General features: G+C 34.7%; 24 protein-coding genes, 1 tRNA gene and 1 pseudogene. 18 read left to right on the forward strand and 8 right to left on the reverse strand.

All coding sequences use genetic code 11. The features are described 5' to 3' along the window. Positions 1-118: 118 nt before the first annotated feature. Positions 119-292 (reverse strand): DUF2759 domain-containing protein, encoded by a 174-nt coding sequence (locus tag ACFQWC_RS02245; RefSeq protein ID WP_148969664.1) that lies wholly within the window; start codon positions 290-292, stop codon positions 119-121. A gap of 205 nt (positions 293-497) precedes the next feature. Between ACFQWC_RS02245 and ACFQWC_RS02250 the strand changes: the two genes are divergently transcribed. Continuing rightward, positions 498-1,133 carry an MBL fold metallo-hydrolase gene (locus ACFQWC_RS02250; protein WP_377105857.1) on the forward strand — a complete coding sequence of 212 codons (636 nt, stop codon included), beginning with the start codon at positions 498-500 and terminating at the stop codon, positions 1,131-1,133. Between the two features lie 46 nt (positions 1,134-1,179). Here ACFQWC_RS02250 and ACFQWC_RS02255 read toward each other — a convergent pair whose 3' ends face one another. Together ACFQWC_RS02255 and ACFQWC_RS02260 are read right to left on the reverse strand one after the other, a co-directional pair. Further along, entirely contained in the window at positions 1,180-1,425 is a 246-nt protein-coding gene (locus ACFQWC_RS02255) for a DUF2626 domain-containing protein (RefSeq protein WP_113970494.1), read from the reverse strand. 81 nt (positions 1,426-1,506) lie between these two features. Further along, a complete protein-coding gene (locus ACFQWC_RS02260; RefSeq protein ID WP_299738385.1) occupies positions 1,507-2,205 on the reverse strand; it encodes a helix-turn-helix transcriptional regulator in 699 nt (232 codons plus the stop codon). Between the two features lie 218 nt (positions 2,206-2,423). Between ACFQWC_RS02260 and ACFQWC_RS02265 the strand changes: the two genes are divergently transcribed. Further along, positions 2,424-2,804: a Spx/MgsR family RNA polymerase-binding regulatory protein gene (locus tag ACFQWC_RS02265; protein ID WP_299738382.1), complete on the forward strand. Its 381-nt coding sequence runs from the start codon at positions 2,424-2,426 to the stop codon at positions 2,802-2,804. 609 nt (positions 2,805-3,413) lie between these two features. Here the strand turns inward: ACFQWC_RS02265 and ACFQWC_RS02270 are convergent. Together ACFQWC_RS02270 and ACFQWC_RS02275 are read right to left on the reverse strand one after the other, a co-directional pair. Next, positions 3,414-3,485: transfer RNA gene (locus ACFQWC_RS02270), tRNA-Gln, on the reverse strand. Positions 3,486-3,566: 81 nt separating this feature from the next. After that, complete coding sequence (locus ACFQWC_RS02275) at positions 3,567-4,205, reverse strand: cupin domain-containing protein (RefSeq protein WP_377105860.1); 639 nt, start codon at positions 4,203-4,205, stop codon at positions 3,567-3,569. Positions 4,206-4,422: 217 nt separating this feature from the next. On the opposite strand from ACFQWC_RS02275, the gene ACFQWC_RS02280 reads away from it, so the two are divergent. The 4 genes and pseudogenes from ACFQWC_RS02280 to ACFQWC_RS02295 all read left to right on the forward strand — a co-directional run bounded on the left by ACFQWC_RS02280 (position 4,423) and on the right by ACFQWC_RS02295 (position 6,672). After that, positions 4,423-4,575: a hypothetical protein gene (locus ACFQWC_RS02280; RefSeq protein WP_377105862.1), complete on the forward strand. Its 153-nt coding sequence runs from the start codon at positions 4,423-4,425 to the stop codon at positions 4,573-4,575. After that, a complete protein-coding gene (locus tag ACFQWC_RS02285) occupies positions 4,572-5,120 on the forward strand; it encodes an ATPase, T2SS/T4P/T4SS family (protein WP_377107213.1) in 549 nt (182 codons plus the stop codon). Before ACFQWC_RS02280 ends, ACFQWC_RS02285 begins: the two co-directional genes overlap by 4 nt. A gap of 97 nt (positions 5,121-5,217) precedes the next feature. After that, positions 5,218-5,931: pseudogene (gene comGA / locus ACFQWC_RS02290) on the forward strand (competence type IV pilus ATPase ComGA); the annotation flags it as partial. Between the two features lie 81 nt (positions 5,932-6,012). Next, positions 6,013-6,672, forward strand: a complete 660-nt coding sequence (locus ACFQWC_RS02295; RefSeq protein WP_377105864.1) for a hypothetical protein — start codon at positions 6,013-6,015, stop codon at positions 6,670-6,672. A gap of 60 nt (positions 6,673-6,732) precedes the next feature. Here the strand turns inward: ACFQWC_RS02295 and ACFQWC_RS02300 are convergent, their stop codons facing one another. Together ACFQWC_RS02300 and ACFQWC_RS02305 are read right to left on the reverse strand one after the other, a co-directional pair. Next, entirely contained in the window at positions 6,733-8,184 is a 1,452-nt protein-coding gene (locus tag ACFQWC_RS02300) for a recombinase family protein (protein ID WP_377105866.1), read from the reverse strand. A 66-nt stretch (positions 8,185-8,250) separates the two neighbouring features. Continuing rightward, positions 8,251-8,748: an ImmA/IrrE family metallo-endopeptidase gene (locus tag ACFQWC_RS02305; RefSeq protein WP_377105868.1), complete on the reverse strand. Its 498-nt coding sequence runs from the start codon at positions 8,746-8,748 to the stop codon at positions 8,251-8,253. A 448-nt stretch (positions 8,749-9,196) separates the two neighbouring features. On the opposite strand from ACFQWC_RS02305, the gene ACFQWC_RS02310 reads away from it, so the two are divergent. The 8 genes from ACFQWC_RS02310 (at position 9,197) to ACFQWC_RS02345 (ending at position 18,466) form a co-directional block, all read left to right on the forward strand. Beyond that, on the forward strand, positions 9,197-10,393 hold the full coding sequence (locus tag ACFQWC_RS02310) for an ABC-three component system protein (protein WP_377105870.1): 1,197 nt from the start codon (positions 9,197-9,199) through the stop codon (positions 10,391-10,393). Beyond that, positions 10,390-10,881 (forward strand): three component ABC system middle component, encoded by a 492-nt coding sequence (locus ACFQWC_RS02315; protein ID WP_377105872.1) that lies wholly within the window; start codon positions 10,390-10,392, stop codon positions 10,879-10,881. The genes ACFQWC_RS02310 and ACFQWC_RS02315 overlap by 4 nt, the downstream gene beginning before the upstream one ends. Then, entirely contained in the window at positions 10,878-12,821 is a 1,944-nt protein-coding gene (locus ACFQWC_RS02320) for a DUF3732 domain-containing protein (RefSeq protein WP_377105874.1), read from the forward strand. The genes ACFQWC_RS02315 and ACFQWC_RS02320 overlap by 4 nt, the downstream gene beginning before the upstream one ends. A 341-nt stretch (positions 12,822-13,162) precedes the next feature. After that, positions 13,163-14,626: an AAA family ATPase gene (locus ACFQWC_RS02325; RefSeq protein WP_377105876.1), complete on the forward strand. Its 1,464-nt coding sequence runs from the start codon at positions 13,163-13,165 to the stop codon at positions 14,624-14,626. Further along, the gene (locus tag ACFQWC_RS02330) at positions 14,616-15,572 is read left to right on the forward strand and encodes a DUF4435 domain-containing protein (protein ID WP_377105877.1); all 957 of its coding nucleotides are present in this window, start codon (positions 14,616-14,618) and stop codon (positions 15,570-15,572) included. The genes ACFQWC_RS02325 and ACFQWC_RS02330 overlap by 11 nt, the downstream gene beginning before the upstream one ends. Positions 15,573-15,848: 276 nt before the next feature. Continuing rightward, positions 15,849-16,793, forward strand: a complete 945-nt coding sequence (locus tag ACFQWC_RS02335; protein ID WP_377105879.1) for a DNA/RNA non-specific endonuclease — start codon at positions 15,849-15,851, stop codon at positions 16,791-16,793. A gap of 705 nt (positions 16,794-17,498) precedes the next feature. Continuing rightward, positions 17,499-17,870, forward strand: coding sequence for a DUF2750 domain-containing protein (locus ACFQWC_RS02340; protein WP_377105881.1), 372 nt, complete (start codon positions 17,499-17,501; stop codon positions 17,868-17,870). A 119-nt stretch (positions 17,871-17,989) separates the two neighbouring features. Continuing rightward, on the forward strand, positions 17,990-18,466 hold the full coding sequence (locus tag ACFQWC_RS02345) for a GNAT family N-acetyltransferase (RefSeq protein ID WP_377105883.1): 477 nt from the start codon (positions 17,990-17,992) through the stop codon (positions 18,464-18,466). Positions 18,467-18,596: 130 nt separating this feature from the next. On the opposite strand, the gene ACFQWC_RS02350 is transcribed toward ACFQWC_RS02345, so the two are convergent. Continuing rightward, positions 18,597-18,983, reverse strand: coding sequence for a helix-turn-helix domain-containing protein (locus tag ACFQWC_RS02350; protein WP_377105885.1), 387 nt, complete (start codon positions 18,981-18,983; stop codon positions 18,597-18,599). A gap of 166 nt (positions 18,984-19,149) precedes the next feature. Between ACFQWC_RS02350 and ACFQWC_RS02355 the strand changes: the two genes are divergently transcribed. The 4 genes from ACFQWC_RS02355 (at position 19,150) to ACFQWC_RS02370 (ending at position 20,780) form a co-directional block, all read left to right on the forward strand. After that, positions 19,150-19,407, forward strand: a complete 258-nt coding sequence (locus tag ACFQWC_RS02355; RefSeq protein WP_149157883.1) for a helix-turn-helix domain-containing protein — start codon at positions 19,150-19,152, stop codon at positions 19,405-19,407. Positions 19,408-19,583: 176 nt separating this feature from the next. Next, positions 19,584-20,102 (forward strand): helix-turn-helix transcriptional regulator, encoded by a 519-nt coding sequence (locus ACFQWC_RS02360; protein ID WP_377105887.1) that lies wholly within the window; start codon positions 19,584-19,586, stop codon positions 20,100-20,102. After that, the gene (locus tag ACFQWC_RS02365; RefSeq protein ID WP_377105889.1) at positions 20,099-20,347 is read left to right on the forward strand and encodes a hypothetical protein; all 249 of its coding nucleotides are present in this window, start codon (positions 20,099-20,101) and stop codon (positions 20,345-20,347) included. Before ACFQWC_RS02360 ends, ACFQWC_RS02365 begins: the two co-directional genes overlap by 4 nt. Before the next feature lie 217 nt (positions 20,348-20,564). Beyond that, a complete protein-coding gene (locus ACFQWC_RS02370; RefSeq protein WP_377105891.1) occupies positions 20,565-20,780 on the forward strand; it encodes a YqaI family protein in 216 nt (71 codons plus the stop codon). Positions 20,781-20,867: the final 87 nt, after the last annotated feature.

Below are 20,867 nucleotides of genomic sequence, written 5' to 3' on the forward strand. Positions count from 1 at the left end.
TATAAAAGTCCATAGGGTACTTTTTGGTGCCTACATTACCTTAGGGTGCCCTTGATGATAGTAAAAAAGCCTTCCGTCAAGAAACGGGAGGCTTTTTTACTATCATTCATTTGTTTGATTAATGACCACCTGGGTAACCAGAGTGAAGGACAGTCATAATTGTAAACCAACCAAAAACACCCAGTGTCGCCAGTGAGAAAAGAATTCCCATAGCGTTCTTGTTTTTGAAAGTGCTTACTACTGCAAATAACGCTAATAATGTAACCAATGCTGTAATAATTACAAGACCCATTTATATGACCCCTTTCATTAAAATGCGATTTACTACTGCGCTTAATAATCATATGTACATAAATGCACTCATTAACATTTTATATTTTTTTCCTCTGTTTGTCGAGGTCGAAAATTTGAAACTTCTATGGCGGGTTTATCTGCCAAATTTTTATGATGCCATAAGTTCTGCTACAATAATAGTATCACAATTGGAGGTGGAAACGGTGCAGTGGAAACAAATTCCTTTAGGACCTTTACAAACGAACTGCTATATCCTGTGGAACACAAAAAATGAATGCTTAGTCATCGATCCAGGCGGTGAAGGGGAGAAGTTGATTCAATGGTTGGAGAGTCAATCGTTAACTCCGTTAGCCATTCTCCTTACTCACGCTCATTTTGATCATATTGGAGCGGTTGATCAAGTACGGGACAACTATGGTATTCCTGTATATGTTCACGAGAAAGAAGCTCAGTGGTTACTAGATCCTGCATTAAATGGATCTCAATTGTTCATGATGGGTGAACTGATTAGATTGAATCCTGCTGACTACATACTAACAACTGAAAAAAAACTGTCGATAGGCGATTTTCAGCTGCAATTATTTGAAACGCCTGGTCATTCACCTGGTAGTATTTCTTATTATGTACAAGAAAGTGAAATTGTATTAGCTGGAGATACGTTATTTATGGGCAGCATCGGGCGATCCGATTTGCCTGGTGGGAATCATAAGGAGCTGCTGACAAGCATTCATGACAAATTGTTAACGTTGCCTGAGACTACGACGGTTCTACCCGGCCACGGACCGGAAACGTCGATTGAAGGTGAGATGGGTTCAAATCCATTTTTGAATGGGTTTTAAATTGTACAAAAAAATTCCCTTTAGCCATAAGCTAAAGGGAATTTTTTTAGTGTCCTCCTGCACCCGGAGTCATCATAAAGGTCGTCCAATAAGTAAATCCAGCAAAGAACACTGTTAAGTAAGCACCGAAAATATAAATATACATACGTTCGGACAGTTTTAAATAGCTTAGCATAATGAAGAATCCTGTTTGGCCTAAAAAGATTAATGATGTCGTGGTCATATCACCAAGATAGAACATTACAGCAAAAATACCAGTCCAAAATCCAAGAACTCTAAACATACGATCCATATGTAACCCTCCTTTACACCCTAAGTCCATCATTCAATATTATAAATGAATACTACCATAAAAGTAAATATCCGTTTGCTTTTAGTTTGTGACGATTACGTGATATCTACACGTGGAACAGTCATTTATCATATTTTCCTCTTGTTTAAATTCTTCCACAGAGTATAGAGTTTCAAACATTCCTTTTAGTAAGGCGTTGTGTAAACCGCATATGAACATGGGTTCCAACTGGGCATTTTCATTAAAAGGGCAATGATCATAGTGGAACTTGATTTGATCTGCATCAGTCATTGACTCATCCAAAGTAAAACCGATTGATGTGCTAATCTCCGATAAAATATGTAACTTTTCAGCTTGTGATAATTCAATTAGGGATAGGTTATGACTTTGAAGGTAGGGGTTCACCAGGCTTTTACCGTACTCATAACCCGTTTCCACCAGAGCCTTAAAACCTTCTTCTCCAAGCTTAGCTAATGAAGCAATGGTGAGACTGCTAAGTAAACGGAAGTCACGAGGAGGAAACGATAATTGCACGACTTCTTCAGAAGAGATATATCGTTTGCCGGGCCTGCCGCCTTTACCTGTCTTTACATATTCTGATTGCAGCACTCGAATCTCTTCAAGCTTCGCTAGGTGTAGTCGAGCAACATTGGGGTGAATATGAAACTCTTCGGCAATGTCTTGAACCGATACCTCTTGTTTTCTCTCGCTAATGAACAAGTAAATGGAATACCTGGTAGGGTCTGAAAGTGCACTTGTAACCTTCAGTGTCATATCCATTCAAGGAACACCTCATTTTTGTTGGTTATAACTCTATTATAAGCTTCAAGAAAAAGAATGGATATGCAAGGAAAGCCTAATATAGCTTGATTGATCGAGTGTTTTAAAAAAGTTCACAAATTTCCAGGGGATATTACTGTACAAAAGTTATACAACTAATATACAATATGTTTAACAAATCATAAACAAGCAAGTTTAAATTTAAGGAGGTCATGAAAGTGAATAACCTGACATTTTTTACTTATCCAAGCTGTACCTCTTGCCGAAAAGCCAAAAAATGGTTAAATGCACATTCCGTTGATTTTGATGAAAGACATCTATTCAGAGAGACGCCTACACATAAAGAACTGATGGAGCTTCTATCCCTAACAACCGATGGACTCGATGAAATATTGGCTACAAGGAGTCAAACCTTCAAAGATTTGGGGAAAGACGTGAACGATTTACCTCTATCGGAAGTGATCAAATTAATTATTGATGAGCCAAAACTTCTCCGCAGACCCTTGTTAACAGACGGGAAAAAGCTGGTGGTCGGCTACAATCCAGATGGATTACAGAGCCTTGCGAATAAGAACAGATCGTTGAAGAAAAGTAGTTAAATGTATAATGGAAAAATGGTTGTATTGAAAAAGGCCGGCACTTTATGAAAAGTGCCAGCCTTTTTCAATGTGGTTTCGGGGCTGAGCAAGCCGCCTCCGCTTTTAAATTGTCCAGTTCCAGGGCTTAGAGGCTCGAGGTCATAAGCTAAGGCACCCAAAAAGGCAAAAAACGCCTTTCCGAGTGCCTCATCTTATGCTTGTCGGGGCTGAGCAAGCCGCCTCCGCTTTTAAATTGTCCAGCTCCAGGGCTTAGAGGCTCGAGGTAATAAGCTAAGGCACCCAAAAAGGCAAAAAACGCCTTTCCGAGTGCCTCATCTTATGCTTGTCGCCTCTGAGCAAAGCCCTTCCGCTTTTCTCCTGTCCAGCTCCGGCGGCTAGCCCCTCGAGGTCATAAGTCAAAGCAGCCAAAAAGGCAAAAAGCCGCCTTTATGGCAGCTTCGCCTTATGCTTGTCGGGGCTGAGCAAGCCGCCTCCGCTTTTAATTTGTCCAGCTCCAGGGCTTAGAGGCTCGAGGTCATAAGCTAAGGCACCCAAAAAGGCAAAAAACGCCTTTCCGGGTGCCTCATCTTATGCTTGTCGCCTCTGAGCAAAGCCCTTCCGCTTTTCTAACTGGGCTAGCTGGATTCGAACCAACGCGTGTCGCAGTCAAAGTGCGATGCCTTACCGCTTGGCTATAGCCCATTGAGTCGTCTTTACAAAATATAGTATGGTTGTATTTTGAAATTCTATTCAATAGTTTTAAAAAAAGTTCCCTTCCGCTTTCTAAATGGTTTTCGGAATGCACTGACGGTAATAATAAGGGTTCGGCTGGTATTGATAGTGGTATGGGGAATAGGCGAAATGGGACTGTCGTTTAGGTGAATGCCTTTGAGGTTCTAAGCAACTGGGACCGATGTAGGTGGTTGGTTTCACTTTTTCTGTCGTTTTTATCCATTCGGCTTCATCCATACAATAGTTGTAAGCCATGACGCTTGATGGTGTGAATTTTAAGATATCAGAACCTAAAACTACTTCTGGGGTAGGTGCATTAAATATGGCCAAGAGGTGGGTGTGGTCCTGGGTTGCCTCCTCATAATGCCACCAGCCTTGTGGGACATTGGTCACCTGTCCTGGAGAAATACGGTAATTTAGAACTTGCTTCGTATATGGATTGAGCATGGAAACAGTAGCTCCACCAGAAATGCAATAGACCAGTTCAGCTGCGTTCTGATGATAGTGAGGTTCCACAAAATTATGTTTACTTAAATAGATATCAAGTAGTGAGCTGTTATCCAATGTATTCAATTGATTTACCCCTAAGATATTGATTAAGTTCTGATTATCTTTTTTAAATAAGGGACTTTTATTAACATCAAAAAAGAATTGTGCTTCAGGAGAAGTGTAATCCATGTATTTACTCATGGGGTATCGTCACCACTTTCAATTTTGTGTTTATATTCTTTTTATATATATGGGCGAAGAAGGAATGTGTGAATGACTAAATGGAGTCACATGATTAATAAAGAAGTTTTACCTATGAAAGAAGGATTTTGCAAATTGATGTCGTATATCCTTAGTTAGGAAAACAGAAAGGTGGTGTTAATTTATATTTCACTCAGTGGAATCCCTATCGGAAGCAATGAGTGGAGAAGCTTTCAGCAGTGAAGCAACAGATATTCATTTAATACCCAGAACCAAAGATTACTTGATTCAATTCAGGGAGCTGGGAGCATTGGTTCCATTCCAGACCATTGACTCAAACCAGGCAGAACGATTAATTGCCCATTTATAGTTCATGAACGAAAACCTCAAAGTGGATCCTTCAGCCTTACCGTCCGAAACACACCCCTATCTCTCAGAATTTCTACCTTACCAACGACTCACCTAAAAGAAAGTCTCATCATTCGAATACTCCCTCAAAAATATCAAATACCAATTGGAAAAATGTCACTATATCCTTCCTCGGCAAAAAAATTACTTGCACTTCTGATGTATTCCCATGGCCTCATTTTGTTCACAGGACCGACTGGCAGTGGGAAAACAACGACTTTGTATTCCCTTGTTCATCATTGTTCGGCAGCCTTGAACCGCAATGTGATCACACTGGAAGATCCCGTGGAGAAGATGCATGAGGATATGGTGCAGATACAAGTGAATGAAAAAGCCGGGATGACGTATTCCACCTGCTTGAAAGCGATCTTACGGCACGACCCGGATATTATCATGGTGGGGGAGATCCGGGATCGGGAAACGGAGGAGATCGCAATAAGGGCGAGCTTAACAGGTCACTTGGTAATTTCTGCGATGCATAAAGAATTTTTACCTATGAATAAATAAGTATATGGTAAGAAAAATTTTTGAAAGAAAAAAGAAGGATTTCGTAAATTGATGTCGTATATCTTTAGTTAGGAAAACAGAAAGGTGGTGCAAATTTATTTTTCACTCAGTAGAATCCCTATCGGAAGCTATGATTGGAGAAGCTTTCAGCAGTGAAGCAACAGATATTCATTTAATACCCAGAACCAAAGATTACTTGATTCAATTCAGGAAGCTGGGAGCATTGGTTCCATTCCAGACCATTGACTCAGATCAGGCAGAACGATTAATTGCCCATTTAAAGTTCATGGCCTCCATGGACATTGGAGAAAAGCGAAAACCTCAAAGTGGATCCTTCAGCCTTACCGTCCGAAACACACCCCTATCTCTCAGAATTTCTACCTTACCAACGACTCATTTAAAAGAAAGTCTCGTCATTCGAATACTCCCTCAAAAATATCAAATACCAATTGAAAAAATGTCACTATATCCTTCCTCGGCAAAAAAATTACTTGCTCTTCTGATGTATTCCCATGGTCTCATTTTGTTCACAGGACCGACTGGCAGTGGGAAAACAACGACTTTGTATTCCCTTGTTCATCATTGTTCGGCAGCCTTGAACCGTAATGTGATCACACTGGAAGATCCCGTGGAGAAGATGCATGAGGATATGGTGCAGATACAAGTGAATGAAAAAGCCGGGATAACGTATTCCACCGGCTTGAAAGCGATTTTACGGCACGACCCGGATATTATCATGGTGGGGGAGATCCGGGATCGGGAAACGGCGGAGATTGCAATAAGGGCGAGCTTAACAGGTCACCCAGTAATATTAGTAGAACCATGCACACAGGATTTCTGATAATGTTATTAATGAAAAACGATATACTTTATTTAAAGGTGGATGTTATTAATGATAGATGGTTACAAAGTTTTCATGGATAGGTTTAATATAACGGAAGATCAAATGATTGATTTTGGACTAAAAGAAACTATTTTCATCCCAAAAAATGATGTTTATGATGAATGGCAGTTACTGAAAGAAAATATTATTGAAGGTAAAGAAAGGATTTATGTTCGTGGGTATGGTAGAGATGCGAAGGGTACGCAATTATATATAAACTTATATAAAGAATTATTTGGACATAATCAGTTTATAAAGGATCCCACAAATAATGCAGAACCAACAAAACTTTTAAAAAGGTTAACCGGTTTTTCTAGACAAGAAAAGCCAACTATTAAATATAAGCGTATTAGAAATTATCAAGTATCACATATTTTCGGAAGAACTAAGAATCCATTTTCTTTTACTGCCCCGTGGAATATCGTATATATCCCTAAAATAATGGATCCATTTACAGGACATGAAAGTAAAGGGGACCTAACAAACGTGTTTCAAAGAAAGTTCCTAAAAAAATTTTATGACTTATATCAGGATTATATTGAAGATTTTAATGAGATAATGCATGAGTTGGAACCAAGACTAATGCATTATCTCTCTAAAGAAGACGATATGATCAGTACCAAATTTAGGGAAGACGCGCTCCTTCAATTTAGTCCTATAAATCTTTAATTAAACTGAAGAAATAATAGCTCAGAGCTGTTTCTGAGCTATTAAGGAATGTTGTTAATATTAATAAAACTCAACCTCTTTAATTTCCAAACAATCTGGTTTCAACCGATCACTAACTCGATCAATAACTATCTTCTTCGTGAACATCTGAAGCAACATCTTTTTCTCCAATGCATCAAGCTGGTACCAGTTTGACTTTATGTCTAGGAGAATTTCTGAAAGATCTTCGGTGTTCATTTTTTCCCCAGCCGGTTGAAGAGAAGATAGTTGCTTATTTACATCTTCCTCTTTAGTATTTTCTTCTTCCATTCGAACAGAAAAATCTTCATCACTAATCATTTCGTTTACCCAAGCATATTGCCACTTTTTCTTCCGTTTATCAATTTCATTTAATTCTTTATTTAATAAGTCCATTCTATCCTGGCTATCATCAATCTCATTTTCATGAGTAATGTCATCAACAATATCAGGGTTAATATTTAATGTGTCTAGATACTTGATGAACTGAGTTTCTATATAACGCTCTGCCATAGATCGTTGATTACATTCTCCAACAACTTTCCTATTGCAGATATAGCCTCGAGAACGATATTCTTTATTTCCTCTTTTCGAATAACCATGTTTACCTGATAGAGGGGATCCACATCGTGCACATTTTGCTATTCCGGAAAAAATAAATTTACTTGTAGCTGCCCTTGGATGTGATGTACTTCTACTTTCTTTAATCCTCTGAACATTCTCAAAAATTTCTTTGGAAATGATAGGAGGATGAGTATTTTCTACTTCAAAGTAATTTTCTTTATTTACTCTGAAGTTATATCTCATGGTTCCTATGTAAAGGGGGTTGGAAAGGATGTAGTTGACTCTAAAGCCACTCCAAATTACATCGTTCCTTGTTCGGATATTTAACCGATTTAATTCTACAGCAATTTTAATTGTACTTTTCCCTTTAAGGTAGTAATTAAATATATCTTTTACAATAAGAGCTTCTACTTCATTGATAGTAAGCGTCTTGTTTTCTTTATCTAAATCATAACCATAAGGAGATCGATTAATTACCCAATTTCCTTCTCGTGCTTTTTGTTCCATACCCATGCGGATTCTTTCACCGGTATTTTCTCTTTCCCATTGAGCTAATGCAGCTACTATGGTAATGAACATTCTACCCATTGCAGTGGTCGTATCATAAACCTCGGTAGCTGATTTAAACTTGCAATCATTTTTATCAAACGTTTCCAAAATGTTATAAAGATCCCGTACTGATCTAGTCAAACGATCCAGGCGATAAACCAGGACACAATCTATTAAGTTTTGCTCAATATGTTTCATCATTCTTTCCAGATTAGGCCGGTTGGTGTCTTTTGCGCTATAACCATCATCGATATAGATTTCGAATATATCCCATCCCTGGGACACACAGTAAGCTTTTAAACGGTCTGTCTGTGCACGAATAGAGTAGCCTTCGGAGGCTTGTTCAGTAGTACTAACACGGACATACACTGCTGCTTTCATTCAATCACTTCCTTTAAAACTAAAATACTTGTAAATTAAGAACAATAAAATAGAGAGATTGGTAATTTAGTAAATGCTTCTTTGAATTTGATTTCTTCGAATAATTTGTTCTAATCGTTCTTCACATAGTTCTGGAGATACCAAGAACATATCAGTCATTTGTTTAATCACATCTCGGTCATTGATAGGAATGTATTTAATCATGTGATAGGGGATAGCTGCATACTGAGTAAAATGATGTGCATCCCATTCCTGTAGCTCTCTAAACGAAGCAGGCATAATTGTTTGAACGCCTGAATGTCTAAGGATATGGCATAATTCATGAAAGAAAATCTCCCTATGTTTTTCTATCGGTTCTCTACTATCGATTACAATGTCTTGGTATCTACCAATCACGTGGAAGCTACTTGGTATAGGTTTCTTCTTCACATAGATACCAAGGAACCTAGATATTCGTTCCTCACTAATTGAATTTGGATTTGTTATTCCGATCCTAGAATAGAACCGAGAAACCCAATCTTCTAACCCGGTGGTCCTGTATGTTAATTGGTACAATTTGCTCACCTCGGGAATATTATACAAACATATGTTCGTGTTATCAAGAATGGAGAATAGATTACACAAATTTTTATACTTTTAGTTATAATTTTACAAATATTTCAATTTTTTTTGGTAGTCTTCATGTAGAGTTCCTTCTGGGCGGAATAAGAGAATTTATGATAACGGAGTTTTTGGATCAGCAGTCCGATTATGTTGCAAGCAAGATTATGTTCTGCTTCAACTGGTAACTGCACAGTAGTTCATTGTAAATCGTGACTTTCTTTAATAATTATTAGAATAGTCGCTATAATTTGTGATTTAATAAGTGGTAACAATTTTCTCCCCCTCGTAAACATTGAAGAAACGCACGTTCTTGTTTTGGAATTATTTGAAATTTTTAATGAAATCCTATGTAAAAATATAGTAATATATAACTAAAATAGTAATGTATTATTACTGTGGGAGGTATTAGATGAGCTCTAAGTTTTCAGCTGGAGGACAAGCTATTGGATACTTATTTCAAATTAGATGTGCACTTAATTTATCTTTGAAAGAGGATAACTTAGATAAAGATATTGCAATCGAACAATTAGATGATGTTCAATTTGAGGCATCAGGTGATATAAAAGAAATCATACAAACTAAACACTCTATAAATGAAAAAGCTTCTTTGAGTGATAGTAGCAAAGAATTTTGGAAAACCATTAGAGTATGGAGTGAATTAACGAAGGGAAAGCAAATAGTACCTGAGAGGATTGTTTTAAGCCTAGTTACTACCTCTACTGCTCCAGAAAATTCAATTGCCTCATATTTAAGAGCAGATAATAACAGAAACGTAAATGAAGCACATAACAAGATGATTAATTATATAAGTAGTTCAAATAGTAAAGAACACATAAAAAATTTTGCTGCATTCCAGTCTTTAGAGCATGAAGATCAATTGAAATTGCTAAAATCGATACAAATAATTGATAATAACTTGAATATTTTAAAAGTAATCGAGTCCATTAAGCAAAAATTAAAATTAGCTGTTAGAAGATCACACCTTCAAGCAGTATTTGAAAGGTTAGAAGGCTGGTGGTTAAATAGAGTGATACAAAGTATGATGATGGACGATAAACAACTAATCTCTGGTTTTGAGATACAAGATTACATAAATGATCTCAGGGATCAAATGAATAAAGATTCACTTCCTATTGATTATCGATCATTAAAAAAATCTGATATAAATGTAGAGAGTGATAACCGATTATTTGTCGATCAACTAAAAATAATTACCCTTTCTAATAAAAGAATTGAACATGCTATAAATGATTACTACAGAGCATATACTCAGAGATCTAGATGGATAAGGGATGACCTTTTGTTTGTGGGTGAATTGGAACAATACGAAGAAAGACTTGCAGAAGAATGGGAAAGACAATTCGAGATGATAATGGAAGAAGAATTTGATAATAATGATTTGATGAAAGTAAAAAAAGGAAAAGAACTCTACAATAAAATTCAAGATATGCAACTTTATATACGTAAAAATTGTATAGAACAGTATGTGATGAGAGGGAGTTTCCATATCCTTGCAGATAAAGAGGAAATAAGTATAGGTTGGCATCCGGAATTTAAAGATAGATTGAATAAAATTATCGCAGAAAGAGCTAAAGAGATATCATGATTGAGTGGAATAAAAGACCTTTAGAAGTTAAGTCTCTATTAAATCCGGCATTCATTGGGAAACTATTACGAGAATTTATTAATGAATATTCAAAGGAAAGAAAAGAAGGTGTGCCATTTGAGTTGATTTTTTTATTTATTCCTTTGGTATTACAAAAAACATTTAGGGATTCATTACCCAAGTCAACAAGAACTCAATTGCACATTTGGTTACAGGAATATCCAGAATTTTTAATTGAATATGATAAGAAAGTACAAAAACTTATTCCTTATGTTAAAGAAGCGACAATAATTTTATTAAATGAAAGGAAAATCGATATTAATAAAGATGGGAAGTTAATTATTGGTGGAGAGAACTTTAAAAGAAAGAAAACAGAGTCTACTAGTGAAATAGAAGAAATTATAAAAAAAGCAAAATTCATGGGGAAATGGCTTGCGAGAAGTGGATCTTCGGCTACAATTTATACGCTATGGGGGATAAAGTTATGAGTATTCAGATAGAAGAAATTCTACTTTATAATAAAGAAGGAAAAACGAGAGAAATAAAATTTAAATTAGGTAAAGTGAATATTATAACGGGTAAATCAGGGACAGGAAAGTCTGCAATTATAGATATTATTGACTATTGTTTGGGTCGTTCCAAATTCAATATTCCTGAAGGTGTTATTAGGAATAAAGTCCTGTGGTATGCACTGAAGTTAGATGTTAACGGAAACAAAGTTTTTGTAGCAAAACCTTCACCTAAAAATAATAATGAAAGTCAGAGTGAAGTCTATTTGGAGCTAGGTCTAGGTGGAAATTTCCCACCTGAAATGGCGAGTCTAATTCCTAATACTAATGACACTGGATTAGAATTTGAGTTAAGCCGACTATTGGGAATTTCCCCAAACCTTCACACCCCGGATGTAGGTAGAACAAGAGAGGCACTGGAGGCAACATTTAAACATTCTAAGTTTTTTTTATTTCAGAAGCAAAGCATAGTTGCAAACGAACAATTGCTTTTCCATAGACAATCAGAACCATTTATACCACAAGCTATTAAAGATACAATTCCATATTTTTTAGGTGCAATTAGAGAAGACTATTTAATTATACAAAATGAGATAAAAAGAGAGAAAAAAAATTTAAAATTACTAAAGAAGACATTAAATGAATCTTTATCTATTACTGGAGAAGGTGTTTCTAGAGCTAGAGGTTTGGTTTTAGAAGCAAGAGAAGTAGGAATAATAAATAATGATGAAGTCGAAGCTACTACAGATTTTAAAAAGTGTATTAGTTTGCTGAAAAATATTAAAGATAAAGACTCAAATCTAAACAGTCAAGGGGATAACACACATTTAAATAAGTTATTAGAGAAGAGAAGAAACATAATAAATGAAATCCGCGTATTGACTGACCATTTGAAAGAAGCGGATGCTATGTCAACGGACTTAACTGGTTATTCTAATGAGATTGTTGAGCAAAAAGCACGTCTTACTTCGATTAACCTTTTTCATGGTAAAGAAGAAATAAATAAGTGTCCGTTATGTTCAACTTTATTAGAAGTTCCCCCCCCTAAAATTCAACAAATGAATAACTCACTTCTCCAATTAGAGAAAAAATTAGAAGGTGTCCAAAGAGATAAGCCAGTACTAAATGATTACACTGAAAGAATAAAAGAAGGTTTAGACAATAAAAAAGAGTCACTGAATAATGTTAATTTACAAATAGCAATGGTTAATAAGAGACAAGAGGAGATGGAGTTTTCTTCGGATATTAATTCTTCTGTTGCTAAAGTGGTTGGTAAGGTTGAATTGTTTCTTGAAAGTTATAATGATATTGATAATAGTTCAGATTTACAGAGTAGAATAAGAAATAAAGAAAGTAGAATAAGTGAACTGGAGAATAAAATTAATTCTGAGGAAGCAGAAGGAAATCTTGTATCTGTGCTAAATATTATTGGGAATGATATGACTAAGTGGGCAAAAAGTTTAAAGTTAGAGCATTCTCAATTTCCGTATAGGTTAGATTTAAAAAATCTTACAGTAATAGCGGACAGTGAGGTAAGACCGATTCCTATGTTTAGAATGGGTAGCGGTGAGAATTGGTTAGGTTGCCATATAATATTAATGTTAGCGCTTCATAAAGCGTTTATTAAGAGAAATAGACCAGTTCCAAGTTTTCTGGTCCTGGACCAACCTACTCAAGTGTATTTTCCACCGGAAATATACTCCAAACTAGAGGGAAAAGAAAATGAAGTTAATGATGAAGATCGAATTGCTGTAAAAAGATTATTTGACCTATTGTTTGACGTAACTGAGGAACTTAAAGGTGGATTACAAGTTATTGTAATGGATCATGCTAATATTAGTGATGAAAGATTTCAAAATTCTCTAATAGAGGAGCCATGGAGAAATGGAAAAGCCCTTATACCAGCTGATTGGAACTGAAGTTAGAAATAAGAAATGAAAATAGGAGACACTTTGTTGCTTTTAGGGCGAATCTTTTTCTTCCTGCTCCTTCTAAGGGCGAAAATGAAATAGTATAAATAAAAAGACCAAATTAGGTCTTTTTTGTTTATTTATACAAGATTAACTTCTAATGTTTTATCTCTGTTTTGCCTCGAACACTACATACTCAAAATGCTTCTTCATCTTTTCTATAACCTCCTGAGAAAGACGTTAAATATTATAAAATCAAATACCTCCACAAATTTACAGGTAATTATTAGATTAGTAGTTATTTTGTGCTATATTTATTGAGAGAGAAATATTTGAAATGAGGGGAAGAGATGGAAAAATATTATAAAGATAGTATTAAATCTTTCACAATAAAAGGATTGTTTGGTAATAGAACTGTTCATATAGATTTTATGAATGATATTAAGGTTGTAGTGGGGGAAAATGGAACGGGGAAAACTACATTATTAAATGTAATTTACTACACATTGTCTTGCCAATTTCATAAGCTACAGGATTTAGATTTTCTAAGTATTAGTATAAATTTCACCTCTGGACATTGTATTGAATTGAATAAAGATAAACTGAATTTCGGTACAGAAGATGATCTTGTTGGTAATTTGCGAGAAATCTTAAATAGAGATGAATTTAATTACATAATATATAAGCTATCCAATAATTTAGAGATAGAATGGGATAAATTTGAGTTGTTATATAGAAAAAATACACGTACTAGAAATAATACTAGAAGAGTTTCATATGGTTTGGTTCGAAGTAAAGTTAAGAGGCTAAAAAGACAAGGCTTATGGGAAATTAAACTAGCGCAGGAAATCAAAAATCATCTAACCGGAAAAATTTTATATTTCCCTACTTATAGAAGAATTGAACAAGAAATACAAAACTTAGGTGCAACAAATATTGAGGTCTTTGATGAAGATAATCAACTGATTCAATTTGGAATGAAAGATGTAACTAATAGATTTAATCTCTTAACAAAAAACATTAAGAATTCTTATGTTGAGTGGTTTTCAAGATTATCAGGTGAAATGCTATCACAGTTTTCTAAGGGGATAAGAATAACTGACGACTTACGTAAGAAAATAAAAAATATCGATACTATTACTATTGTTTTAGATAGAGTTGGAGACAACATTAGTCATGAGGATAAACAAAGGATTATTGAATTGATTCGTTCCGAAGAAATATTTCAAGGTTACCATGATCCATTAATATATTTTCTGTCTAAGTTGGTTAAAATCAATGATAGCCATTATGACATAGATACTTCAATAAATAAATTTGTTGAAGTATGTAACAAATACTTAGTTCACAAAGAAATAGTTTATGATAAAAAATCGGTAAAGATAAGTATAAGGGAAAAGGGGTCTGCAAAGCCAGTAGACATAAGTAAATTATCTTCAGGAGAGAAGCAAATTGTTTCTATATTTTCAAGAGTATATTTAAATGAGGACAGCGGATATATTATTTTGTTTGATGAACCAGAACTTTCTCTTTCAATTGAGTGGCAGAAAATGTTACTCCCGGATATTATAAATTCAGGAAAATGTAACTTTATGCTTGCAGTTACTCATTCTCCATTTATTTTTGATAATGAGCTAGATGAGCATGCATTCGACCTAGAGGATTTTTATGAACATTTTGAAGAGGAAGATGTATCTTTAACAGAATGGGAAGAATTCATTAGAGAGCTTGATAATCAAGAATATCAGGAATTCGTAGAATATGATGAATATGATATTATGTTAGAGCTTAAGGATGATGAAGATGAAAGTTAAAGAAATGAGAGAACAAAAAGAGGTTGCAACAGCAGGATATATGGAATTTATGAAAGCATTTAAAGGTGACGATAATCAATTATACTGCATAGTCGAAGGGGAAGATTCAATTTATTATGAAATTAGAATTAGAAACTTTGTCATTGCAAAGAATGTTGATAGGAACATAAGATTTATAAGAGCATTTAATAAAAATGAAGTATTAAGATTACACAGAATCATTACAAGTAAAGCAAAATATAAAAATGAAAAAATAGGATATTTTATTGATAGGGATTTTGATGACTCAATTAATAAAAAGGAAATTTATGAAACTCCTGGTTATTCAATAGAAAATTGTTATACTTCTTATGAAACTTTTGAAAAAATACTATTAAGTGAATTTAATGTCTTTGAATATGAAGAGGATTTTAATAAATGTGTGGATTTATATAAAAATAGACAGATAGAATTTCACCAAAACGTACTATTGCTAAATGCATGGATTAAAATTCAAAATAGATTACTTCAATCCGGAACAGACACTAAAATGGACCTAAAAAACCTAAAAAATATTAAGGATTTCATATCAATAAGTCTAGATAAGGTTAGTTCAAAGTATAATTATGAAACATTGAAGAGAAAGTTCCCAAGAGCAGTAAAAATTGATCAGAAAGAATTGGAAAATGAAATAAATAAATTAATTAAGGAAAATTTACAAGAAACTCTTAGAGGAAAGTATGAACTAGATTTCCTTCATATCTTTTTAATGAAATTAAGGTTTGACAGATTGTCAAAGTCGAATAGAAAGGTTTTTTCTGAAAAGGGGAAGGTGAATTTGGAATTTAAAAGAGAGAATATTCTCTCCGAATTATCACATCATGCTGAAACTCCTAAGTGTTTATATGCATATCTTGATAAGTTATTTGAGAATGAATATGTAAAAGGAACTTTATCAACTGGATAAATGCAATTTGTAATAAGCAAAATACCTCACCATTTGTGAGGGTAATTTTGCTTATTTCTTTGCTTAGCCTGAAACACCACATACTAAAAATAATTCTTAACTCTCAATTAATGCCTCAATACATATATTAAATACTTGTAGTAATAGCTAAATATTCCAACACACCAATCGATTTAATGCTAAATAACCGTAAAATTTTACACTTTGAATATTAATAATAATTTATTTTCCACCATAAGAATAAACAACTTGGAATAGATATAGGAGTGTCTTGTAATGCAAAAGAAAATGACCAATTTAATAATTCTTTTAACTACTATTCTAATGGTTGGTTGTACCGATTTAGAAGATGTATCCCAAACAGAGGGAGAAACAACTCCCAAAGAAGTAACCACAGCAAATACATATGAAAATAATGAGAAAAAAGAAACTATTACTACGGTTGATGGGGAACCAGTAAAAGAGGAAACCCCAACCCAAACAACGAATGAACTGTTCCCAGGATACAAACTTATTGAAGTTGATGGTGGTGATTTGTCTGGAGACCGTGAACCCAACGTCGTCGTTGACATTGGTTTTGGGGACCGTGAATATTGGGCATTTACTAATGAATATGGGCAACTAGTACGTGTCATTGCTGATGAGATCATTATTCAGGATGATAGTACCGAACCTGTTTTATCTTCTGGCAGATACTACTCTGATGAGGCAAAGGTTCCTGGTGTCGAAAGTGACGTTTTAGATGAAGGCCATATCATTGCTGATTCTCTCGGAGGGGTATCGAATGCATATAATATTACCCCTCAAGATAGTACGCTCAACCGACATGGTGATCAAGCTTATATGGAGGACGTGATACGTAAAGCTGGTGGAGTTACTAAATTTGAAGCAATTATTACATATCCGAATACGGAAACGCAAATTCCTTCAAGTTATCAGTATACCTATATTTTAAAGGGTGAAAAGGTTGTTGATACCTTTGATAATTTGAACCCTGATGAAGTAAATGAATCACTCGGTTTAACAGAGAGTGAGCCTTCTGATTCAACTTCAACTAGTTCAAGCGGAAGCAACGATATTTCAAGTGTTGACACAAACGGTAATGGCCAGGTGACGATTAAAGAAGCAGAAGACGCAGGTTTTAGTATGCCAATAACGAATGATCATTGGTTATATCCCTACATGCGCGATAATGATAAGGACGGTATGGTAGGGGAGTAAATCCCTGGGGCGTTATTACTTAAAAGGGATACATCAAAAGTTACTAAGAAAAAAGGAGAATTTATTTTCTTGTTCTGTTAACGGGCAGGATAGTTGAACAAGAATATATTTTTTGATGAAGTAGAATAACTATTAAAAATAGGATTTGATAAGGCTAGGTGGAAAAATGATATGGATGTATGTAGGAATAGCTATCATTTTATTATTAGGTGCTTCCCTAATAATTTTTGGGTTTAAATTTACTAAAGGTAAACATAAAAAAGCAAAATATATAGACAATACTGCTGTGTACAATGCTGGGATAGTGGAAACAATCGTACTATTTTTACTATCTTTTATACTCAAGTTTGCTCCATATTGGTTAATGAAAGTTTTTATTATTTTAATGGGTTTATCGTTAATTATTTTTGGAGTTTTTCTTCTTGCCACATAAATAAGTTGGAATAGTGAGGAAGTCTGTTATTGAATAAACGGGGGCTTTTGCCTAAGATCCTCGGAGTTTTTATATTGTATGTTTTATATCAACCTTTACCTTTAACATAGCCTTTTATTTCACGATCTGGGGCGATTGCTTTGCAAAGTTAGCCTCTTTTTAATTGAAGTATAGAAAGTTTAGTTGGGAGAAAATGATATAATTATTCTAGAAAATATAATAGTTTTTAATTAGACCTTTTTTTAAAAAATTATAGTAAGGGAAGGGCATATATGAAAATAATCAAACGATTTATTTTAAACCGTCCTGCTGAAAAGCGACTTGCATATTTTTACGGTATGATTGCAACGGATGAACAGGTGTGGTTACTACAGGACGAAAATGGGGACTTATTACTATTAGAAGATGATATTGGAGACTATCCATTTTTACTACCTGTTTGGCCAAGTAGAAGCTTTGCTGAAATGGAAGCTGCCAATATTGATAAGTCATACGAAGCTTTCAACATAACACTTTCGCATTTCTTAGATGATTTACTAGTTGATATTGAAAATGACGGGGGTGCTACAGCCATTTTCCCAAATGAAAACAATACAACCATTCAAAAACGTGACGAAATAAAGGAAATGATTCGCAATTTATAGTAAGTTAAGATGCTTTAGTATTAAGCTAACTGGGGGCGATTGCTTAACAAAGTGTCGCCTCTTCTTATTAAAGTAAACGACAGGTTAATTGAACAAAAGACTACTAAGGGGGAAGAAAATTGGAATATAAAATAAGAGAAGCAACTTTAGATGATTATGTTAATGTTAAGCCCATTCATAAAGAGGTACATAACCTACACGTTAAGGGTAGACCTGATAAATATAATCCTACAAATAATACATTGGATAAAGAATATTATGAAGAATTAGTAAATAGTGAAGAAGGAAAAGTTTATATAATTGAAGAGGACAATGAAATCATTGCTTTTACTTTTTTAAGAAGAAACGATACACCTAATCGTGACACAGTTGTTCAACAGTCGTATGTTTTTATGGAGGACTTTGGTGTTAATCAAAACTTCAGAGAAAAAGGATTAGGTCGGTTGTTATTTGATAAAGCAATTGAATTCACCAAAGAAGTTGGTGCAGAAAGCTTAGAACTAGGTGTCTGGGAATTTAATGACACGGCTATAACATTCTATGAAGCTATGGGTATGAAAACACAAGCAAGAAAAATGGAAATTAAAATTAGTTAGGAATAGTTCTTCTACTAAACGAGCTAACAGATGCTCAGTTCTTATTACGTTAACGGGGGCTTTAATGGAATATTTCCTCAAAATTAAAAGCTCGGAGAAATATCTCTGAGCTTCTTTTTGTGCTATCTTTTTAGTCTTCTTTATTCCTTTGTTTTGCCTGAAACACCACATATTCAAAATGCTTCTTGATCTCCTCAATATCCTCCTGAGAAAGATCTTTCCACTTTTCAATATCAAAGAAACCAAATTGCTCTATGCCGTACTCTTTAACGAGTTTGTTCACTTCTTCAAGGGTGTCTTCTTTTGAATTCGCCTTTTCTTCTCTGCCAAGTAAGAAATCGATGGAAACCTCAAAGTAATCAGCAATCTTCTTTAACATGTCGTAATCTGGTTTTCTTTCATCCTTTTCATAACGAGAGAGAACAACATTGGAAACTCCTATTTTTTGCGCAAAGTCTTTTTGTGAAATATTTTCTCGTTCTCTTAATTTTTTTATATTACTTCCTAATGAAGACATTAGCTTCATCCCTTTACCGTTATATTTATATATTTAGATTATCATTTACCAAAGCGGTAAGAAATAAAATTGACAAAATGGTAATTATTTTATTGACATTACCAAAAAGGTAATTTAGTATATAGTTAAAGTTACCGATTCGGTAATTTTGTGAGGGGGTGAGTAAATGAAAGTGCAAAGGAAACTTTTAAATCTTGAAAAGATAAAAACTCTAAGAATTAAGCAAAACTTTACTATTGATGATATGTCAAGGGCTCTAGGCTACGAAGGCTATAATGCTTATTACTATAAAGAAAACGGAAAAAGAAAAATAAGTGCTGAAGAAATAGCAATTATTGCGAAGGTTCTAAATGTACCGATAGAAGAGCTTTTTTTTGAAAATAAAATTACCAATTCGGTAATAAAATTCAAGGAGGTGATCTAAATGAACCAACCATCAGATGAAACAATTAAAAAAATCCTACGCTACTTCTTAAAAACATCTGTCCCAAGAATCATCGAAGAACGCAAACAAAAATCTGAAAAAGCAAGTTAACTTCATTTTATGATCTAAGTCTGAACATTGAAATCCATATATAGGTAAAGGAAGGAGCAACCCTTATGAAGGTCATGGAAGGGGAGGAGCTTGCTAGTGCGAGAAGACGTCAAGGCATAACGCAACAACAACTATCGTTAAAGCTTCCGATTTCAAGAGAAAGCATTGCAAAGTACGAAACGGGGAGACAGCGTTTCCCTAAAGATTTAAGAGCACTTACAGCTGAAGCGATCGACGACGAAGAATATTACTTTGTCAGGTGGAACGAATCAGCTGGTGATGTCTCAATCCCATATCTAAATGGAGAATTTATTGAACATCATCCAACAGCCATGATGCTACTGGTCAAAAGAGAATCACTAGAAGCTCTGGATCACCTTGAAAAAGCATGTTGGTATAAGCCAGTAAGATCTCAAAGCGAAACAGAGCGAGAGGAAATGAAAAAGGTTGCCTTTGAAGTATTAGATGCTGCAGCCAGTATGATCAACCTTGTCGCTCTAATATCAAAAGAATATCAATTCTCCATGATACAGATTTTTAAACAATGGAGATTAACCCTAAAAGCACGGAGGTTACAAAAGTGATCACTCAAACATTTAAGAAAGAAGATCTACGTAAGGCAGTTCAACATCAAAGAGGCTCATGGAATTCGATTCAGGTCATTGAGGAAAGAATGGAGGAAGGAAAATATAAAGATGCTATGTTATCAGCGGTTGATTTACTTAATTCGATTAAAGAGCTTGATAGGTTAGCAGAGAAAAAAGTAAAGCAGGATGAATTGCATCATATTACTCAGACATTTGTGAACGTCATGATGAATCGAAGCTAGAGAGGGTTGAGGACTTGAAGATAAAAACAGGTGAATGGTTAAAGCTTTCCTCATTTGAAAAGACACTTTTACTTAGAAACAAAGCAAAAAAAGCAGCAAGCTAAGGCTGGCACCGAAGCTTACTGCATCTCACTATTTTATGCGCAAAAAGAATTATATAACGTGAATGAATGTGAAAGCAACTTTCATGCATTACCAATTTAAGGAGGTGAAACAAATGCTTGAACATCCTGATATCACAAGGTTAGAGAGACATGGTTACACCAATATGGTGTCTCAGCCAGAACACAACGGAATTGATTATTTTGGGAACGAGATTTTGGTTGGAGATTCAATTATAACGGATCCTGAAAATGGAGAAGTCATCCTGGAAGAAAATTTAGAGGATTACTTGATTGAAAAATGTAAGTTTCATTTTTCAATAGCAGAGTAAAGACCTGTGCTGGCACACAGGTCTAGTTGGAAAGAGGGGTTGAAACCTCTTTAAAGGGTTTTTTACATTCTACTGTACATTGAAAAC

Origin of the sequence: Rossellomorea sp. GCM10028870 (assembly GCF_042666755.1) — a bacterium.
Taxonomy (GTDB): Bacteria; Bacillota; Bacilli; order Bacillales; family Bacillaceae_B; genus Rossellomorea.

What these genes read in the sequence shown, in the direction of transcription:
- ACFQWC_RS02245 (WP_148969664.1), bottom strand. Translation starts at nt 292, where the DNA reads ATGGGTCTTGTAATTATTACAGCATTGGTTACATTATTAGCGTTATTT.
- ACFQWC_RS02255 (WP_113970494.1), bottom strand. Translation starts at nt 1,425, where the DNA reads ATGGATCGTATGTTTAGAGTTCTTGGATTTTGGACTGGTATTTTTGCT.
- ACFQWC_RS02260 (WP_299738385.1), bottom strand. Translation starts at nt 2,205, where the DNA reads ATGGATATGACACTGAAGGTTACAAGTGCACTTTCAGACCCTACCAGG.
- ACFQWC_RS02275 (WP_377105860.1), bottom strand. Translation starts at nt 4,205, where the DNA reads ATGAGTAAATACATGGATTACACTTCTCCTGAAGCACAATTCTTTTTT.
- ACFQWC_RS02280 (WP_377105862.1), top strand. Translation starts at nt 4,423, where the DNA reads ATGAGTGGAGAAGCTTTCAGCAGTGAAGCAACAGATATTCATTTAATA.
- ACFQWC_RS02295 (WP_377105864.1), top strand. Translation starts at nt 6,013, where the DNA reads ATGATAGATGGTTACAAAGTTTTCATGGATAGGTTTAATATAACGGAA.
- ACFQWC_RS02300 (WP_377105866.1), bottom strand. Translation starts at nt 8,184, where the DNA reads ATGAAAGCAGCAGTGTATGTCCGTGTTAGTACTACTGAACAAGCCTCC.
- ACFQWC_RS02310 (WP_377105870.1), top strand. Translation starts at nt 9,197, where the DNA reads ATGAGCTCTAAGTTTTCAGCTGGAGGACAAGCTATTGGATACTTATTT.
- ACFQWC_RS02315 (WP_377105872.1), top strand. Translation starts at nt 10,390, where the DNA reads ATGATTGAGTGGAATAAAAGACCTTTAGAAGTTAAGTCTCTATTAAAT.
- ACFQWC_RS02320 (WP_377105874.1), top strand. Translation starts at nt 10,878, where the DNA reads ATGAGTATTCAGATAGAAGAAATTCTACTTTATAATAAAGAAGGAAAA.
- ACFQWC_RS02325 (WP_377105876.1), top strand. Translation starts at nt 13,163, where the DNA reads ATGGAAAAATATTATAAAGATAGTATTAAATCTTTCACAATAAAAGGA.
- ACFQWC_RS02330 (WP_377105877.1), top strand. Translation starts at nt 14,616, where the DNA reads ATGAAAGTTAAAGAAATGAGAGAACAAAAAGAGGTTGCAACAGCAGGA.
- ACFQWC_RS02335 (WP_377105879.1), top strand. Translation starts at nt 15,849, where the DNA reads ATGCAAAAGAAAATGACCAATTTAATAATTCTTTTAACTACTATTCTA.
- ACFQWC_RS02340 (WP_377105881.1), top strand. Translation starts at nt 17,499, where the DNA reads ATGAAAATAATCAAACGATTTATTTTAAACCGTCCTGCTGAAAAGCGA.
- ACFQWC_RS02350 (WP_377105885.1), bottom strand. Translation starts at nt 18,983, where the DNA reads ATGTCTTCATTAGGAAGTAATATAAAAAAATTAAGAGAACGAGAAAAT.
- ACFQWC_RS02355 (WP_149157883.1), top strand. Translation starts at nt 19,150, where the DNA reads ATGAAAGTGCAAAGGAAACTTTTAAATCTTGAAAAGATAAAAACTCTA.
- ACFQWC_RS02360 (WP_377105887.1), top strand. Translation starts at nt 19,584, where the DNA reads ATGAAGGTCATGGAAGGGGAGGAGCTTGCTAGTGCGAGAAGACGTCAA.
- ACFQWC_RS02370 (WP_377105891.1), top strand. Translation starts at nt 20,565, where the DNA reads ATGCTTGAACATCCTGATATCACAAGGTTAGAGAGACATGGTTACACC.